The 17,704-nt window shown below is 68.4% G+C and carries 11 protein-coding genes; 2 read left to right on the plus strand and 9 right to left on the minus strand.

Going from position 1 to position 17,704, the window contains the following annotated elements; translation table 11 throughout:
* Positions 1-7: 7 nt before the first annotated feature.
* Positions 8-1,732 (minus strand): iron uptake transporter permease EfeU, encoded by a 1,725-nt coding sequence (efeU, locus tag B7R24_RS17800; protein WP_216363670.1) that lies wholly within the window; start codon positions 1,730-1,732, stop codon positions 8-10.
* A gap of 112 nt (positions 1,733-1,844) precedes the next feature.
* Here efeU and B7R24_RS18125 point away from each other — a divergent pair, with 112 nt between their 5' ends.
* On the plus strand, positions 1,845-4,553 hold the full coding sequence (locus B7R24_RS18125) for a bifunctional 3'-5' exonuclease/DNA polymerase (RefSeq protein WP_253259402.1): 2,709 nt from the start codon (positions 1,845-1,847) through the stop codon (positions 4,551-4,553).
* Positions 4,554-4,958: 405 nt separating this feature from the next.
* Here B7R24_RS18125 and typA read toward each other — a convergent pair whose 3' ends face one another.
* From typA to B7R24_RS10475, 5 genes are all read right to left on the minus strand, one after another.
* Positions 4,959-6,872, minus strand: a complete 1,914-nt coding sequence (gene typA / locus B7R24_RS10455; RefSeq protein WP_116418903.1) for a translational GTPase TypA — start codon at positions 6,870-6,872, stop codon at positions 4,959-4,961.
* A gap of 169 nt (positions 6,873-7,041) precedes the next feature.
* A complete protein-coding gene (locus tag B7R24_RS10460; protein ID WP_116418904.1) occupies positions 7,042-8,781 on the minus strand; it encodes a dipeptide ABC transporter ATP-binding protein in 1,740 nt (579 codons plus the stop codon).
* Positions 8,778-9,764 carry an ABC transporter permease gene (locus B7R24_RS10465; RefSeq protein WP_116418905.1) on the minus strand — a complete coding sequence of 329 codons (987 nt, stop codon included), beginning with the start codon at positions 9,762-9,764 and terminating at the stop codon, positions 8,778-8,780. The genes B7R24_RS10460 and B7R24_RS10465 overlap by 4 nt, the downstream gene beginning before the upstream one ends.
* Positions 9,754-10,683 carry an ABC transporter permease gene (locus B7R24_RS10470; RefSeq protein ID WP_116418906.1) on the minus strand — a complete coding sequence of 310 codons (930 nt, stop codon included), beginning with the start codon at positions 10,681-10,683 and terminating at the stop codon, positions 9,754-9,756. The genes B7R24_RS10465 and B7R24_RS10470 overlap by 11 nt, the downstream gene beginning before the upstream one ends.
* Positions 10,684-10,772: 89 nt before the next feature.
* Complete coding sequence (locus B7R24_RS10475) at positions 10,773-12,383, minus strand: peptide ABC transporter substrate-binding protein (RefSeq protein WP_116418995.1); 1,611 nt, start codon at positions 12,381-12,383, stop codon at positions 10,773-10,775.
* Between the two features lie 279 nt (positions 12,384-12,662).
* Here B7R24_RS10475 and B7R24_RS10480 point away from each other — a divergent pair, with 279 nt between their 5' ends.
* Positions 12,663-13,433 carry a CPBP family intramembrane glutamic endopeptidase gene (locus B7R24_RS10480; RefSeq protein WP_116418907.1) on the plus strand — a complete coding sequence of 257 codons (771 nt, stop codon included), beginning with the start codon at positions 12,663-12,665 and terminating at the stop codon, positions 13,431-13,433.
* Between the two features lie 83 nt (positions 13,434-13,516).
* Here B7R24_RS10480 and B7R24_RS10485 read toward each other — a convergent pair whose 3' ends face one another.
* The 3 genes from B7R24_RS10485 to gcvH are packed head-to-tail and all read right to left on the minus strand — an operon-like array spanning position 13,517 to position 17,703.
* Positions 13,517-14,353, minus strand: a complete 837-nt coding sequence (locus B7R24_RS10485; RefSeq protein WP_116418908.1) for a pentapeptide repeat-containing protein — start codon at positions 14,351-14,353, stop codon at positions 13,517-13,519.
* Between the two features lie 36 nt (positions 14,354-14,389).
* On the minus strand, positions 14,390-17,293 hold the full coding sequence (gcvP, locus tag B7R24_RS10490; RefSeq protein ID WP_216363671.1) for an aminomethyl-transferring glycine dehydrogenase: 2,904 nt from the start codon (positions 17,291-17,293) through the stop codon (positions 14,390-14,392).
* Positions 17,290-17,703 (minus strand): glycine cleavage system protein GcvH, encoded by a 414-nt coding sequence (gcvH, locus tag B7R24_RS10495; RefSeq protein ID WP_116418910.1) that lies wholly within the window; start codon positions 17,701-17,703, stop codon positions 17,290-17,292. The genes gcvP and gcvH overlap by 4 nt, the downstream gene beginning before the upstream one ends.
* Between the last annotated feature and the right edge of the window lies 1 nt (position 17,704).

Genomic DNA, 17,704 nt, shown 5'->3' on the forward strand with positions numbered 1-17,704 from the left:
GGGTGGGTCAGCTGCGGGCGGAAACAGGTGTGGGGGCGCCCTCTGCGGGTGCGGCGGGGTTCAGGATGCCCGGGGGCGAAGCCTTGGCCGCATCCCGTTCGGCGGCGGTGCGATCGCCGGCCTGCGCGCCACCGTTCGGGCCGGCCACGGTCTGGCCACCCGCCGGCCCGGCCGCCACGTCGCGGGCACCGCGCCGGGTCGCCCGGAGGCCGCGCAGCCCGAAGACCGCGAGCACCAGCGCCGTGATCGCGAGCACAGCGGGCAGGTAGAACCTGAACAGAGCAACCTCGTCGGTCTCGGACTGCTGCGCCGCGAGGGCACCGGAGACGAGTTCGGTCTGGGAGGCGGCCACCGCCCAGGAGAGCGACTCTGGGGCGGTGTCTCCCCCGCTGACGGTGAGGGTGCGGGGCGCCGTCAGGCCGCCGCCCGAGATCGTGAGCGTGGTGACCGACGCGCTGGTCGCGTCGAGCAGGGTGTCGCCCACCGCCCAGACGTGCTGGTTCAGCGTCACCTGCCAGACCGCGTCGAACGGCCCGGGGTTCTGGGCGCGGTTCACCCCGACGGGAGTGCGGCCGCCGTTCAGCACGCCGATCTGGTCGAGCGTGACCACGGCAGGAAGGCCCGTCGGGTCGGTTTCGGTCGTGACGGCCCAGGCACGGGCATCCTGGCCCAGGTGCGACTCCGTCGTCGAGGCGGATGCATCGAGCGCGGTGGTGGTCGACAGCGTGAGCACGGTCGAGCGCAGCTCGAAACCGGTGGGCGTCGGGGCGAGCTCGGTCGTTCCGATCTGGCGGCCGTCGGCGGCCGTGAGGGCGCTCGGGCCCGCCGCAACCTGAGCGGTCGCGCCAGCGGGCACGGCGATCAACAGCAGCACGGCGGCGACAGCGGCGGCCGCGGCGAGGCCGAACTGCACCCGGTGGGCGCGCGCTCCGGGGCGGAGCGACCGCGGCCAGAGCACGAAGAGCAGAACGGGTACGAGGTACAGCAGGTACCCGAGCACCTCGACCACTCGGGGGTCGGCCGGCACACCGAGCACGCCCGTGACGAGCGCAGCCTGCACGGAGCCGGCCGGCGCGAGCCAGGAGAGGTCGACCGTGGCGCCTTGGCCGATCACGATCCACCCTGCCTCGTGGGCGGTTCGGAGGGCGCTCATCACCAGACCCGCGGCGACGAAGACGAGGAAGACACCCGTGACGGTGAAGAACCTACCGAGGTTCAGCGTGATGCCGCCCCGGTAGATGGCGTAGCCGATCGCGACGGAGACGAGGAGGCCGAGAACGGCGCCGGCGCCGGCGATGACCGGGCTGACCGAGGACTGGAACGCCGCCAGCAGGAACACGCTGGTCTCGAAGCCTTCGCGCAGCACTGCGAGGAAGGCCATGACGGCCAACGCGAGAACAGAACCCTGTGCGAGGGCATCGCCTGCCTCGGACTCGAGCTCCGAGCGCATGTTGCGTGCGTGCTTCGACATCCACACGATCATGACCGTGACCATCACGACGGCGACGGCCCCGATGATCGACTCCATGCCCTCCTGTTCAGCCTGCGGCAGGCCGACGGAGATGACCTCGAGCAGCACACCGACACCGATGCTGAGGGCGATGGCTGCGACGACACCGACCCACATCGACTTGAGCGAGTGCCCGTTGCGCTTCAGGAAGGCTGCGATGATACCGACGATCAGCGCGGCTTCGAGCCCTTCGCGAAGGCCGATGACGAACGTGGCAAGCAAGTGGGGGATCTCCAGCTCGAGGGCGCTGTGCGCAGGATCGAAATGCTCGCCGGTCGACGGAACATAGGTAAGCCTACACTTAGTAAGGGTTACCTGCATTGGGAATGTGGCGATGTTCCCAGCCCCCCGCGAGGCGACAGCCGCCACCGCCTCGAGCGACCACAATGGAAGCGTGTACGTCGTCATCTCCGGTGCCCCAACGGGCAGCGCCACCCTCACGCCGCTCGACGACTCCGGTCTGCCGGGCCCCGATGAGCCTGCCCAACAGCTCGCCGGCGACGACCTCGCGGAGGCCGTCGAAGCGTTGGAGCTCGAGAATCCACGGTGGGTGTGGGCCGACACGGCCAGCCGATACGGCTGGCTGCTGGCGCACGGGGTCCGTGTCGACCGGTGCCACGACCTTCGGCTGACGCGGGCGATCCTTCGATCATCCGCTCTCTCTGCGGGCAGTCGGCTCGCCCTGTCGACCCGTGGCGAGTGGGATGCGACAGCGCCGCCCACCGGTCCGGGGGCTGCCGCCGACGACGGTGAACGGGATGCCGCGGGCTCGGCGGTGGCGTTCGATTTCGACGGCGCCGTCGAACCCGGCGGCCCCGACGATGAGGAGGTGCTGGCGAATGAGGCCGTCGCAGAGCTCGTGCTGCAGCTCGACGCCATCCGCACCGCCACCGAGCCGAACCGGCTGCGGCTGCTCATTGCGGCGGAGTCGGCGGGCGCACTCGTCGCCGCAGAGATGACGCATGCCGGGCTGCCCTGGCACGAAGGCGTGCACGACGAACTGCTCACCGAGCTCCTGGGGCCTGAGGCACCGGCCGGGCAGCGCCCGGCCCGCCTCGAAGCGCTCGCCCAGGCCGTGCGGCGGGCGCTCGACGCACCCCAGCTGAACCCGGATTCGCCGCAGGAGCTGCTGCGCGCGCTCCGCGCCGCCGGGCTCAGTGTCACAACGACGCGCTCCTGGGAGTTGCAGGCAATCGAGCATCCGGTGATCCCGCCCCTGCTCGAATACAAGAAGCTGTCGCGTCTCTTCACGGCAAATGGATGGTCGTGGATGGCGTCGTGGGTCAGAGACGGCCGCTTCCACCCCGACTACCTGCCGGGCGGGGTGGTGTCGGGGCGCTGGGCCGCGCGCGGCGGGGGCGCGCTGCAGTTGCCGAAACAGGTGCGTCGTGCGGTCACAGCGGATGACGGCTGGAAGCTCGTCGTCGCCGATGCGGCGCAGCTCGAACCGCGCATCCTCGCCGGCATCTCGGCCGACACCGTGATGGCGGCGGCCGGCCGGGGCTCCGACCTGTACGCCGGGATCGTCGAGAGCGGTGCGGTGAAGACGCGGGCCGAGGCGAAGGTGGCGATGCTCGGGGCGATGTACGGTGCCACCAGCGGTGAGAGCGGGCGGTTGCTGCCGCGGCTGGCGCGCGCGTTCCCCACCGCGCTGGACTACGTCGAGACCGCCGCGCGGGCCGGCGAGCGGGGCGAGATCGTCACCTCACGCCTCGGCCGCAGCGCCCCGCGCCCCGCCGAGACCTGGTGGGAGACGCAGGCGCTCGCGCGGGAGGGCGCCCCCGACGAGCGTGTGCAGCAGCTGGCGCGGCGGGAAGCCCGCGACTGGGGTCGCTTCACGCGCAACTTCGTGGTTCAGGCGAGCGCGGCGGACTGGGCGCTGTGCTGGCTGGCCGACCTCCGCCGCCGCCTGGCGGCCCTTGCACCCGAGCCGGAGCCCGAGCTCGAGCCCGAGCTCGAGCCGGCCGCGCCGGACCCCTCTGCGACCACACTCGCCGCGCCCGAGCCCTCGGCGCCCGGCGCCGGCTCCCCCGCCGCCACCGCCGCCGTCGCGCCAGCCGCCGTCGCGCCAGCCGCCGTCGCGTCCGGATCACCGGCTGCGCCCGGCCCTGCAACCGCACACCCCGCACACGACGGTCTCGCCGGCGGTGCCGCTGGCGTCGCCACCGACGCGGATGCCTCGGCCGACGCCACGGCGGCCGCGGAACTGTCACCGGTCGAACGGGAGGCCGCGCGGATCGCCGCCATCGAGGCGGAGATCGCCGAGCGCGAACGCCGCAAGGCCGCGGACTCCCCCTTCAAGGCCGCCGACCCCGTCGCCGCCATGGCCGCCCGCCTCGCCGAGCTCAGGTCCGCCGGCCGCAGCGTCCGTCCCACCGCCGCTCCCGCGGCCGCTCCCGCCGCAGCTCACGCCGCCGTGAGCACGACCACCACCGGCCCGGCCCCCGGAAACCCCGCCACTGCACCCGCCACCACCGCGGCGACTCCTCCCACCGCGCCCGCGACGTCCGCTCGCCCCGGCACCACGCAGCCACCGACCGTAGCCGCGGGTGGGCCGGGCACCGCCGCCCTCCAGGGCGGGGCGAGCACCACTGCCCTCCCGGGTCAGGCGGTCACCGCAGCCCTCCAGGGCGGGGCGGGCACCACTGCCCTCCAGGGTCAGGCGGGCACCACTGCCCTCCAGAGTAGGGCGGTCACCACTGCCCTCCAGGGTCAGGCGGGCACCACTGCCCTCCAGGGTCAGGCGGGCACTGCTGCCCTGCAGGGCGGGGCGAGCACCGCCGCCCTCCAGGGTGGAGCGGGCGTCGGGGGCGGCGCAGCGGTGGTCGCGGGGCGGGCGGCAGCGCCGTTCGCGCGGGCGCCGCACCTCGTGTTCTTCCTGCACGACGAGGTCATCGTGCACGCCCCGGCGGCGCTGGCCGAGGAGGTCGCGGAGGCCATCCGTGCCTCCGCAGCATCCGCCACCCGCCTGCTCTTCGGCCAGTTTCCGCTCGACGTGCCGCTCGACATCAGCATCGTCGACTCCTACGCCGACGCCGACTGACCCCACCCGACCCCACCCCTGTCTCCCACGCCACCCCTGTCTCCCACCCCACCCCTGTCTGCCCGCCCGCCTAGCTACCTGCCAGCAGCCGAGCGCAGAACCGACACGTTCGTGGGGGCCCGCGCCCAATGGTGCGGCGGAGGATCGAAATGGCGTCCATTCCCGCGATAAGTGGCGCTAACACCCCGGCCGTCGCACCAGAAGGCGCGCTTCCCGCTCGGACGGAGCCGGGAAGACCCGACCCGAATACACCGGAGGATCGACTGGGCTCAGTCCGGGTGGGTTCCCGTGACGCGAGACGGCCTGGGCCGGAAACGACGGAGCCCCCGCCGGCGAGTCGAGGACTCGGCCGGCGAGGGCTTCGGGAGCGGGCGCGAACCGCGCCGCTCAGTGGTTCAGCAGAACCTAGGCGTTCGCGTTCTGGCTCTTGACGCGCGAGGCGCTGCGCTGGCGCGCCTGCGCCGAGAGCTCGACCTTGCGGATGCGCACCCACTCGGGGGTCACCTCGACGCACTCGTCTTCGCGGGCGAACTCGAGGGACTCCTCGAGCGTGAGCTTGCGGGACGGCGTCATGCGCTCGAACGTGTCAGACGTCGACTGGCGCATGTTGGTGAGCTGCTTCTCCTTGGTGATGTTGACGTCCATGTCGTCGGCGCGCGAGTTCTCGCCGATGACCATGCCCTCGTACACCTCCTGCGTCGGTTCGACGAAGAACGACATGCGCTCCTGCAGGTTGACGATGGCGAACGGCGTCACGACGCCCGAACGGTCGGCCACGATGGAGCCGTTGTTGCGGGTGACGATGGGGCCGGCCCACGCGTCGTAGCCGTGCGAGATCGCGTTCGCGATGCCGGTGCCACGCGTGGTGGTGAGGAACTCGGTGCGGAACCCGATGAGCCCACGCGACGGAACGATGAACTCCATGCGGACCCAGCCGGTGCCGTGGTTCTGCATGGTCGTCATCATGCCCTTCCGAGACGCGAGCAGCTGGGTGATCGCGCCGAGGAACTCCTCGGGCGCATCCACCGTCAGGTGCTCGAACGGCTCATGCGTCTTTCCGTTGACCTGCTTGGTGACCACCTGCGGCTTGCCCACGGTGAGCTCGAAGCCCTCGCGTCGCATCTGCTCGACGAGGATGGCGAGAGCCAGTTCTCCACGGCCCTGCACCTCCCACGCATCGGGGCGGCCGATGTCGACGACCTTCAGCGAGACGTTACCGACGAGCTCGCGGTCGAGGCGGTCCTTCACCATGCGGGCGGTGACCTTGGAGCCCTTGGTGCGACCGATCATCGGCGACGTGTTCGTGCCGATGGTCATCGAGATGGCGGGGTCGTCGACCGTGATGATCGGCAGCGGCCGAACATCCTCGGGGTCGCTGATCGTGTCGCCGATGGTGATCTCTTCGATTCCGGCGATGGCGACGATGTCGCCGGGGCCGGCCGTCTCGGTCGGGAAGCGGGTGAGGGCCTTGGTGATCAGAAGCTCGGTGAGCTTGACGGTCTGTACCGAACCGTCGTGGCGCACCCAGGCGACCTGCTGGCCCTTCTTGATGTGGCCGTTGAAGATGCGGAGCAGGGCGAGGCGGCCGAGGAACGGTGAGGCGTCGAGGTTGGTGACGTGCGCCTGCAGCGGGTGCTCGTCGTCGTAGACCGGTGCCGGAACGTGCTTCAGGATGGCCTCGAACAACGGCTCGAGGTCATCGTTGTCGGGCAGGGTGCCGTTCTCGGGCTTGTTGTTCGAGGCGGCGCCGTTACGGCCAGAGGCGTAGACGATCGGCACGTCGAGCACAGCGTCGAGGTCGAGGTCGGGGTGGTCGTCCGACATGTCCGAGGCGAGGCCGAGCAGGAGGTCCTGGCTCTCGGCGATGACCTCGTCGATACGGGCATCCGGGCGGTCGGTCTTGTTGACCAGCAGGATGACCGGGAGGTTCGCCTCGAGCGCCTTGCGGAGCACGAAGCGGGTCTGCGGCAGGGGGCCCTCTGACGCGTCGACGAGCAGCACGACGCCATCCACCATGGAGAGGCCGCGCTCGACCTCACCACCGAAGTCGGCGTGGCCCGGGGTGTCGATGACGTTGATGACGATGTTCTTGCCATCTGCGTGCTTGCCGCTGTAGAGCACCGAGGTGTTCTTGGCCAGGATGGTGATGCCCTTTTCGCGCTCGAGGTCGTTCGAGTCCATCATGCGGTCTTCGCCCTCGAAGTGGGCGTCGAACGAGTTGGTCTGCTTGAGCATCGCGTCGACGAGCGTGGTCTTACCGTGGTCGACGTGGGCAACGATCGCTACGTTACGTAGGTCATCGCGGGTGGCTGACGCCATGGATGATAGTCCTCAAAGTTGTGCGGACTCATACTGGTGGCGAGCCCGCGAATGAACGGGTTGGGGCTGCGACGCCCGGGGGTTTTCTTCCCTCCGGGGCCAGACCTGACGGCCCAGACCTGACGGCCCAGACCCAGCAGGAGAATACACGCAGGAAGTGAACGCGGAGTTAGACTCCGAGGGCAATTCCAGCCCCGGGGATCGCATTCAGCAACTCTTTAGTGTATTCCATCTGCGGGCGGTCGAAGACCTCGTCGGTACTCGCCTTCTCCACAATGCGCCCGCGCTGCATGACGCAGACGTTGTCGGCGATCACCCGCACCACCGCCAGGTCGTGCGTGATGAAGAGGTACGTCAGCCCCAGCTCGCCCTGCAGGTCGGAGAGCAGCTGCAGAATCTGTGCCTGCACCAGCACGTCGAGTGCCGAGACGGCCTCGTCGAGGATGACGATGTCGGGCTTCAGCGCCAGAGCCCGAGCGATGGCGACGCGCTGCCGCTGCCCGCCCGAGAGCTCGTTCGGGTACCGGGTCGACAGCGTGGCCGGCAGCGACACCTGCTCGAGCAGCTCGAGCACGCGCTCACGGCGTGAGGTTCGGTCGCCGATGTTGTGGGTTACCAGGGGCTCGCCGATGGTGTTGCCGATGTTGCGAAGTGGATCGAGCGACCCGTAGGGGTCCTGGAAGACGGGCTGCATGCGACGCCGCAGCGCCAGCAGCTCCTTGCCCCTCAGCGGAGCCGTGTCGGTGCCGTTGATGAGGATCTTGCCGTCGGTGGCGTCTTCGAGGCGCAGGAGCATCTTGGCCACGGTCGACTTGCCCGAGCCAGACTCGCCCACCAGCGCGGTGGTGGTTCCGCGCTCGATGGCGAAAGACACGTCGTCGACGGCCTTGAAATCACCCTTGGCGCCGCGGATCTTGTAGACCTTGGTGAGGTTCTCGACCACGATCGAGTCCTCGCGCTGGGGCGCCTCTGCCTGCAGTTCGGCGCGATGTTCGGCAGCCGCGATGAGGTCGAGACCCTCGACCGATCTCGGAGCCGAGTAGTCGAGATCGCCGAGCGAGTGCGACGACGACTGGATGCGACGCGACGCCAGGCTCGGAGCCGCGGCAACGAGACGCTGGGTGTAGGGGTGCAGCGGGTTCTGGAGGATCTCGCGCGACGGGCCCGACTCGACGACCTGCCCCTTGTACATCACCACGAGGTGCTCGGCCCGCTCGGCGGCGAGGCCCAGGTCGTGGGTGATGAACAGCAGGGCCGTTCCGATCTCGCGGGTGAGCTTGTCGAGGTTGTCGAGAATGGTTCGCTGAACCGTGACGTCGAGAGCAGAGGTCGGCTCGTCGGCGATCAGCAGCTTCGGCCGGGACGACAGCCCCATACCGATCAGCACGCGCTGGCGCATTCCGCCCGAGAACTGGTGCGGGAACTGGCGGAGCCGCTTGTCGGCGTCGCCGAGACCGGCCTCCTTCAGCACCTCGATCGCGTGCTTCTTGATCTCCCGCTTGCCCGTGGCGATTCCGTTGGCCTTGATGGCCTCCTCGACCTGGAAGCCGATGCTCCACACCGGGTTGAGGTTCGACATCGGGTCCTGCGGCACGAAGCCGATCAGCTTGCCCCGAACGTCTTCCATCTCCTTCTGCGAGAGCTTCGCGAGGTCGCGGCCCTCGAACAGGATCTCGCCGCCGGTGATGCGACCGGAGCCGGGAAGCAGGTTGATGATCGCGTGCGCGGTGGTGGACTTGCCCGATCCTGATTCGCCCACGATGGCGAGGGTCTCCCCGGCGCGGAGCGAGAGCGAGGCGCCGCGGACGGCCTGCACGGTGCCGTTCTGGGTCTGGAACCCGACCTGGAGGTTCTTGATCTCGAGGAGGGGGGCGCCGGCATCCCGGCGCGGGTTGGAAACTGAGCTCATCGGAGTGCTCTCGCTTTCGGGTCGAGTGCTTCTCGAATGACTTCGCCCATCAGAATGAAGGCGAACACGGTCACCGACAGTGCAACCGACGGGTAGATCAGGGTCTGCGGATGGGTCCGGATGTCGCGCTGGGCCTGGTTGATCTCGTTGCCCCACGACATGATGTCGCTGCCGAGACCCACGCCGAGGAACGACAGCGTCGCTTCGGCCACGATCGCGGCGGCGAGCGAGATGGTCGTGATCGCGATCACCGGGGCGATCGAGTTGGGCAGCACGTGCCGGAAGAGGATGCGGAGCTTCGACACCCCGAGCGCCTCCGACGCCATGACGTAGTCGCTCTGCTTCACCGACAGGATCTCGGCCCTCAGCACGCGCGCCGTCGAGGGCCACGCGAAGATGCCGATGGCGAGCGAGATCGTCCAGACGCTTCGGTACTGGGCGAGAACCGACATGATGACCACGGCGGCCAGGATGTAGGGGATGGAGAAGAAGATGTCGCCGATGCGCGACAGCACGGAGTCGATCCAGCCGCCGTAGAAACCGGCGAAGGCACCGAACACGACACCGAGCACGGTCGTCAGCAGGATGACGATGATGCCGACCGTCAGCGAAGTCGACGTTCCGTTGATGATGCGCGAGTAGACGTCGCAGCCCTGCTTGGTGAAGCCGAGGGGATGACCGGCGGTGGGCCCACCGTTCGACAGCGCCAGCTGGCAGTCGTTGTTCGGCGCCACGCTGGTGAAGAGCCCGGGGAAGACGGCGACGACGAGCACCAGCAGGATGAGCACACCCGAGATCCAGAAGATCGGGCGGCGGCGCGCGTCACGCCAGGCATCGATCCAGAGGTTGCTGGGCTTCTCGGCGACCTTGACGACGTCGATGGCGACGAGCGGGGTCTCCTCGAGGGGCGCGACGAAATGGTTTCGCGAGCGTTCCTGCGTGGCCGGACCGGTGGAGGGCACCGGAGTGAATTCATTTGACATAGCGGATCCTTGGGTCGAGCAGACCATAGAGCAGGTCGACAGCGAGGTTCACGAGCAGATAGATCAGAACCATCACGGTGACGAACGAGACCACCGTGGGCCCTTCACCGCGAATGATCGCCTGGTAGAGAGTATTGCCGACGCCGGGAACGTTGAAGATGCCCTCCGTCACGGTCGCGCCGACCAGCAGCACTCCGAAGTCGGTGGCGAGGTAGGTGACCACGGGGATGAGCGAGTTGCGCAGGATGTGCACGGGGATGATGCGGCCGCGGCCGAGACCCTTGCTGTAGGCCGTTCGCACGAAGTCGAGGCTCGACGTTTCGATCACCGATGACCGGGTGAGCCTGACGATCTGCGCGAAGCTGATGCTCGCCAGCACGATGGCGGGCAGGATCAGGTCGATGGTGGGTGCGCCCTCCCCCACCGTGGTGCGCGCCCAGCCCAGCTGCACGCCGAAGACGAACTGCGCCACGAAGGCGATCACGAAGACCGGAAGCGAGATCAGGATGAGGCTGATGGCGAGCGTCGTTCCGTCGAACAGCTTTCCCTTGCGAAGGCCCGCGACCATTCCGACGAGGATGCCGGCGATGGTCTCGATGAGCAGGGCGATGACCGCGAGGCGGAGCGTCACCGGGAAGGTGCGTGCGAGGATCTCGGTCACGGGCTGGCCGGAGAACGAGATGCCGAAGTCACCGCGGAAGATGCCGCCCATGTAGATGAGGTATTGCACGACGAACGGCTGGTCGAGGTGGTACTGGGCCCGGAGCTGGGCGACGACCGCGGGGTTGGGGGTCTTGTCGCCGAAGAGAGCGATGATCGGGTCGCCCGGCAGGGCGAAGACCATGAAGTAGATGAGGAACGTGGTTCCGATGAAGACGGGGATCGCCTGCAGGAGGCGGCGCAGAATATATCCTGCCATCGTGGATCAGCCTTTGATTTGTGGTGGGAAGACACTGGCGTGAAAAGGGGCGGCAGCCTAGGCTGCCGCCCCTCGATTCTATGGGCTGACTAGTTCTTGGTGATCTCGTAGTACAGCGGCACGGAGTTCCACCCGAAGTGCACGTTGGAGACGGAGGTTCCGTATCCACCGGTCACGTTCGAGTACCAGAGCGGGATGGCCGGGAGGTCCTTGAACAGGATCGCCTGGGCATCCTGGTAGTCCTTGTTGGCCGCCGCGGTGTCGGACTCGCTGGAGCCCTTGGTGAGCAGAGCGTCGAACGCGGGGTTCGAGTAGTCTCCGTCGTTCGAGCCGGCGTTGGTCGCGTAGATCGGTCCGAGGAAGTTGAACAGACCGGGGTAGTCGGCCTGCCATCCGGTACGGAACGCGGTCTGGATCGTACGGTCGGTGATCGCGGTGCGAACCTGGGCGAACGTCGGTGACGGGGCGCCTGAGGCGTCGATACCGAGGTTGTTCTTCAGGTTGTTCACCACAGCGTCGACCCAGCCCTGGTGGCCGCCGTCAGCGTTGTACGCGATCTGGAAAGTACCGGTCCACGGCGAGATGGCGTCGGCCTTGGCCCACAGTGCCTTCGCGTCGTCGGCGTTGTACTTCAGCACGTCGGAGCCTTCGATGGAATCGCTCCAGCCGTCGATCACCGGGGAGGTGAAGTCGGAGGCCGGGGTGCGGGTTCCCTCGAAGATCACCTTGGTGATCGTGTCGCGGTCGATGGCCTCGGAGATGGCCTGGCGACGCAGCTGGCCTTCCTCGCCGCTGAAGTGCGGGAGGCGGCCCGGGATGGTGAACGACTGGAAGATCGCCGCAGGCTGGTTGACCGCACGGTCACCGAGGTCGGTGGTGTACGTCTGGTAGGCGCTGTCGGGAATCTGGTCGATCACGTCGACGGCGTTCGACTGCAGGTCGGCGTACGAAGCGTCTGCGCTGGCGTAGAACTTGATCGTGAGACCACCGTTCTGGGCCTTGCGACCACCGGTGTAGTCGGGGTTCGAGACGAGGTCGATCTGCACGTTGTGCTGCCACGCGCCGGTCTTGGCCAGCATGTACGGGCCGTTACCGATCGGGTTCTCGCCGAAGGCGGCGACATCCGTCAGTGCGACGGCGGGCAGCGGCATGAAGGCCGTGTAGCCGAGGCGCAGCGGGAAGTCGGCGTGAGGCGCGGTCAGCGTCACGGTGAACGTGAGGTCGTCGACCTTCTTGAGCCCGGTGAGGGGTGAGTCGGCGTCGTAGCTGAAGCCCTCGATGTCTTCGAAGAAGTAGCTGTTCAGCTGGGCGTTGCTGAGCAGCGCACCGTACTGCCAGGCGTTGATGAACGAATCGGCGTTGACCTCTTCGCCGTTCGTGAACTTCTCGCCCGACTTGATCTTGATCGTGAAGGTCGTGGAGTCGGTCGTCGTGATCGAGTCGGCCATGTCGTTGACGGCCGCACCCTTCTCGTCGTAGTAGACGAGGCCGGCGAAGACGTTGTCTGTGATCTTTCCGCCACCGGTCTCATTGGTGTTGGTGGGGATCAGCGGGTTCTGCGGCTCGGAGCCGTTCGTCGTGATGATCGCCGTCGTGTTGGCGCTCGTCGTCGGTGTGCTGGCACCGCCGCCTGAACATCCCGTGAGCACGAGGGCACTGGCGACAGCCAGAGCCGCAAAGCCCACTCCGTAACGTTTGATTCTCAAAGTTCCTCCTGTGCAAACTGGGCTGATCAGCGTCACGGCTTGTGGCCGCGCCGCCGAACCGAATGTGTCGCTCGCGATGCGTGTGAGACCCCGCAAAATGCCCACGACCAGCTCTCAGTCGTGCGCGTTGACTACCGAGTACCCTAAAAGGGGTGGGGGCCAGAGGCAAATGCGCGTGCAAAAAGTTACATACTAGAAACTAAAATCACCGTTTTATTGTGCTCTTTGCACATTCTTTGTGCATTCTTACAAAAAACGCAAGAAAGTGGCGGCATGATGGATCCTCACTCGGTCGGTGACAGTCGCCGGATGCTCGGGCTCGAGGTGCTCGTCGTGCTGGGCCTCTCGCTCGGTGCTTCGGCCGTCTATTCCGTCGTCTCCCTGCTCAACAAGCTGACCATCGGCGAGACCCTGGCCTCCCAGTCCACGAGCCTGAACGGCGCGTTGAGCGACCGCCCCACCTTCGACCTGATCTACCAGCTGCTCGCGATCTTCTTCGCCCTGGTTCCGGTCGTCCTCGCGTTCTACCTGCTCGCCCGCTCCGGCGTGAACCCGTTCCGCCGACTCGGATTCGATGCGCGGCACCCGGGCAGCGACATCCTGCGCGGGGTGTTCCTGGTGCTGGTGATCGGGGTGCCGGGCATCGCGCTGTACTTCGTCGGACGGGCGCTGGGCATCACCGTGGATGTCTCGGCGGCGCCGGCGAGCACCTACTGGTGGAGCATCCCGGTACTGATCCTGTCGGCGCTGCGCGCAGCGCTGACCGAGGAGCTCATCGTGGTGGGGTACCTCTACGACCGGCTGGAACGGATGGGCTGGCGGAAGTGGTCCATCATCCTGGCCGCCGCCGTGCTTCGCGGCAGCTATCACCTCTACCAGGGCTTCGGGCCGTTCATCGGCAATGTCGTGATGGGGGTCGTGTTCGGCTGGCTGTACCTGCGCTGGGGCAGGGTGGTGCCGCTGGTGATCGCGCACTGGATCATCGACATCGCTTCGTTCGTCGGGTACGCCTGGGCGCTGGCGACCTTTCCGCAGTTCTTCTAGGGGCGGAGGGCCGGAGGGGGCGGCTCTCGGAGGTGCCGGCCGCTGTCAGCGGCCGTGTAGGCGGCACGGGGATGCCCGCCCTGTCAGTAGCCGCCCGGCCCGTCGCCGTGGCGACCGCCCCCGCGCGAACCGCGGGCACCCCGGACGACCAGCCCCACCACCCCGAGGAGCAGAACCGCGCCCCCACCGATCAGCAGCAGCGTCAGCGTCTCCCGAGGCAGCCCCTGGCTGGTGCTACCCGAAGCCGCAGCGCCCGTGGTCGCCGGGGCGTCGGTGAACACCGGAACCGGCGGCGCCGTGGTGGCCGGTGTCGTGACGGAGATCTTCACGAGGGCGGTCGCCGTCTCGTTGGGGCGTGACGACGCAAACGAGCAGACGATGCCCGACATACCGAGCGGGAAGATCGCCCCTGACTCGACAGCCTCGCCCGCGATGGTGCAGCCGACCAGGCTGAGCCCCGTCGGAAGCGCCGGCGTGAAGGTGACCGGCGCCCCGTCGGCGGAGTCGGCGGTCACGTCGACCGTGGCCGGCACGATGCCCGCCCCCGTGAAGTCGGCGCTGACGATGCGCGTGGCGCTGAAGTCGGCGCCCGACAGGTTCGCGCCGGTGAAGTTCGAGTCTTGAACATCGGCCTTCGCCAGGTCGGCACCCGACAGGTCAGCGCCCTGGAAGGCCGACTGCGCCAGCTTCTCGCCGCTCAGGTCGGCCCCGGCGCACTGGCTGCCGCCGGCAACCGGGCCGTCGACCGCCCGGTTGATGTCGCAGCCGCCCGACGAGTACACGGGGTCGGCGAGGGCCGGGGCGGCCGACGCCGCATCGAGCCCGATCAGACCCAGCAGCAGGCCGAGCACCACCCCGCCGCGGGCAGCGAACGAGCGGATGCGCCGGACTCGCCGGACGGGTTCAGTGTCAAGGGCCATCCCTCACATGCTACCCGACTGAGGAAGGCTCACGGACTATTCGAAGGCCTCCGGTGGCGGGCACGCACAGAACAGGTTGCGGTCGCCGTAGGCCTGGTCGATGCGGCGAACCGGCGGCCAGTACTTGTGCGAGATCAGCGACGGCACGGGGAACACCGCGCGCTCCCGGTCGTACGGGTGCTCCCACGAACCGACCGCGATCGACTGCGCGGTGTGCGGGGCGTTCACCAGCGGGTTGTCTCCCGCCGGCCACTCCCCCGCCTGAACCGCATCGGCCTCGGCCCTGATGGCGATCATCGCCTCGATGAACCGGTCGATCTCGGCGAGGTCTTCGCTCTCGGTCGGCTCGACCATCAGCGTTCCGGCGACCGGAAAGCTCATCGTCGGAGCGTGGAAGCCGTAGTCGACCAGACGCTTGGCGACGTCGTCGACCGTCACGCCCGTCGCATCCTTCAGTGGCCGGAGGTCGAGAATGCATTCGTGCGCCACGAGTCCGTTGTCGCCGGCGTACAGCACCGGGAAGTGGTCGCGCAGCCGCACGGCCACGTAGTTCGCCGCCAGCACGGCCGCACCGGTCGCCTGCTTGAGTCCCTCGGAACCCATCATGCGAACGTAGGCCCAGCTGATGGGCAGGATGCTGGAGCTGCCGTAGGGCGCACCCGAGACGGCGCCGCCGGCGTGCACGACGGTGCCGCCGGAAGAGGTGCCGCCGGAAGAGGTGCCGTCGACCACAGGGTGCTCCTGCTTCTGTGCGAAGGCGTGTCCGGGCAGGAACGGAGCGAGGTGGGCCCGCGCGGCCACCGGACCGACGCCCGGTCCGCCGCCGCCGTGGGGGATGCAGAACGTCTTGTGCAGGTTGAGGTGCGACACGTCGCCCCCGAACTCGCCGAAACGCGCGAAGCCGAGCACCGCGTTGAGGTTCGCGCCGTCGACGTAGACCTGCCCGCCGGCCTCGTGCACCAGGCGGCAGATGTCGACCACGTCGTGCTCGTACACTCCGTGCGTCGAGGGGTACGTGATCATCAGCGCGGCCAGTGCGCTGGCGTGCTCACCGATCTTGGTTCGCAGATCATCCACATCGACGTTGCCGAGCTCGTCGCACGCGACGACGACGACCTTCATGCCGGCGAGCACAGCGGATGCTGCGTTGGTGCCGTGCGCGCTCGACGGGATGAGGCAGACGGTGCGGGAATCGTCGCCGCGCGACCGGTGATAGCCGCGGATGGCGAGGAGGCCCGCCAGCTCGCCCTGGCTCCCGGCGTTCGGCTGCAGCGACACCGAGTCGTAGCCGGTGACTTCGGCGAGCCACGTCTCGAGCTGGTCGATCAGCGAGAGGTAACCGGTGACATCGTCGCGGGGTGCGAACGGGTGCAGCCCCGCGAACTCGGGCCAGCTCACGGCCTCCATCTCGGTGGCCGCGTTCAGCTTCATCGTGCAGGAGCCGAGCGGGATCATGCCTCGGTCGAGCGCGTAGTCGTAGTCGGAGAGGCGCTTGAGGTAGCGCATCATGCTCGTCTCCGAGCGGTGCGTGTTGAAGACGGGGTGGGTGAGGTAGTCGGTGGTGCGGGCGAGACCCTCGGGCAGGCTGGGCAGCACGCGGGAGTACGTCGCCGTGCCCCGTGGGACGGCGTCGAGGGCCAGCGTGAGCTGCATCAGGTCGTGCTGCGTCGTCGTCTCATCGACCGAGACCGACAGGGTGTCGTCGTCGACCACGTTCACGAGGTAGCCCCGGTCGTACGCGGCGTCGCTGAGGGCACGGGCGCGGCCCGGCACGAGCAGGGTGAGCGTGTCGAAGAAGTGCTCGTGCGCGAGCTCGAAGCCGCCGGCGCGGAGTGTCGTCGCCAGCGCGATCGCCCGGGCGTTCACCTCGGTCGCAATGGCCCGAAGACCGTCGGGGCCGTGGTAGACCGCGTACATACCGGCCATGATGGCGAGCAGCACCTGGGCGGTGCAGATGTTCGACGTCGCCTTCTCGCGGCGGATGTGCTGCTCGCGCGCCTGCAGGCTCAGACGGTAGGCGCGGTTTCCCGCAGCATCCACACTGACGCCGACGAGGCGGCCGGGCAGCTGTCGTTCGAGACCCTTGCGCACGGCCATGTAGCCCGCGTGCGGGCCGCCGAAGCCCATCGGCACGCCGAAGCGCTGGGAGGTGCCGACCGCGACATCCGCCCCCATCGAGCCGGGCGACTCGAGCAGGGTGAGTGCCAGGAGGTCGGCCGCGACGACCGCGAGGCCACCACCGGCGTGCGCCTTCTCGATGAGGTGACGGGGGTCGGCGATACGCCCGGATGCCCCGGGATACTGGATGAAGACGCCGAATGCCTCGGGAAGGTCATCCGGGGCCGTCGTCGCCAGCTCGAGCTCGACGAGCTCGATGCCGACCGCTTCGGCCCGCGAGGCGAGCAGGGACTTGGTCTGGGGAAGGGCATCGGCGTCGACAACGAAGGTGGCGGACTTCTGCTTGCTGGCGCGGCGGGCGAGCAGCATGCCCTCGACCACAGCGGTCGACTCGTCGAGCATCGACGCGTTCGAGGTCGTGAGCCCGGTGAGCTCGGCCACCACCGTCTGGAAGTTGATGAGGGCCTCGAGCCGGCCCTGCGAGATCTCGGGCTGGTACGGCGTGTAGGCCGTGTACCAGCTCGGGTTCTCGAAGACGTTGCGCTTGATGACGGCGGGGGTGATCGTGTCGTAGTAACCGAGGCCGATCATCGAGCGCTTGACGCTGTTCTGGTTCGCAAGCTCCCGGAGCTCGGCCGAGACCTCGCGCTCGGTGGCGGGCTCGGGGATGACCGACCCCTCCCCGACGTCGGAGGCGTGGATCGACTGCGGAACGGCTGCCTCGACGAGGGCGGTGACGGAGTCGTAGCCGAGAGCGTCGAGCATGACGCGCTGGGCCGCTGCGTCGGTTCCGATGTGGCGGCTTTCGAAGGGAATGCTCACTGGACGGATTCCGCCTCGTCGCCGAGCAACGCCTGGTAGTCGGCGTAGTTCAGCAGTTCGGGAAGCTCGGTGTACTCGACGCGGATCAGCCAGCCTTCGCCGTAGGGGTCGCTGTTCACCAGCTCGGGCGCATCCTCGACGGCCGCGTTCTTCTCGAGGACGGTGCCGTTCACGGGGGCGAAGAGCTCGCCCACCGACTTGGTGGACTCGATCTCGCCCACGACCGCGCCGTCGGCGATCTCGACGCCGGCATCGGGCAGGTCGACGAAGACCACGTCGCCGAGCTTGTCGGCGGCGTAGGCCGTGATGCCGATGGTGGCGCTCGGTGCCGTTCCGGCCTCAGCGTCAGCGGGCGCGAGGCGCACCCATTCGTGCTCGGCGGTGAAGCGCAGCTGGTCGAAGTCGGTCACG

This window comes from Subtercola boreus (assembly GCF_003399645.1).
Taxonomy (GTDB): domain Bacteria; phylum Actinomycetota; class Actinomycetes; order Actinomycetales; family Microbacteriaceae; genus Subtercola; species Subtercola boreus_A.

Coding starts and splice junctions, on each gene's coding strand:
- B7R24_RS10470 (WP_116418906.1), bottom strand. CDS start 10,683: ATGGCAGGATATATTCTGCGCCGCCTCCTGCAGGCGATCCCCGTCTTC.
- B7R24_RS10480 (WP_116418907.1), top strand. CDS start 12,663: ATGATGGATCCTCACTCGGTCGGTGACAGTCGCCGGATGCTCGGGCTC.
- B7R24_RS10460 (WP_116418904.1), bottom strand. CDS start 8,781: ATGAGCTCAGTTTCCAACCCGCGCCGGGATGCCGGCGCCCCCCTCCTC.
- B7R24_RS18125 (WP_253259402.1), top strand. CDS start 1,845: ATGTTCCCAGCCCCCCGCGAGGCGACAGCCGCCACCGCCTCGAGCGAC.
- typA (WP_116418903.1), bottom strand. CDS start 6,872: ATGGCGTCAGCCACCCGCGATGACCTACGTAACGTAGCGATCGTTGCC.
- B7R24_RS10485 (WP_116418908.1), bottom strand. CDS start 14,353: ATGGCCCTTGACACTGAACCCGTCCGGCGAGTCCGGCGCATCCGCTCG.
- B7R24_RS10465 (WP_116418905.1), bottom strand. CDS start 9,764: ATGTCAAATGAATTCACTCCGGTGCCCTCCACCGGTCCGGCCACGCAG.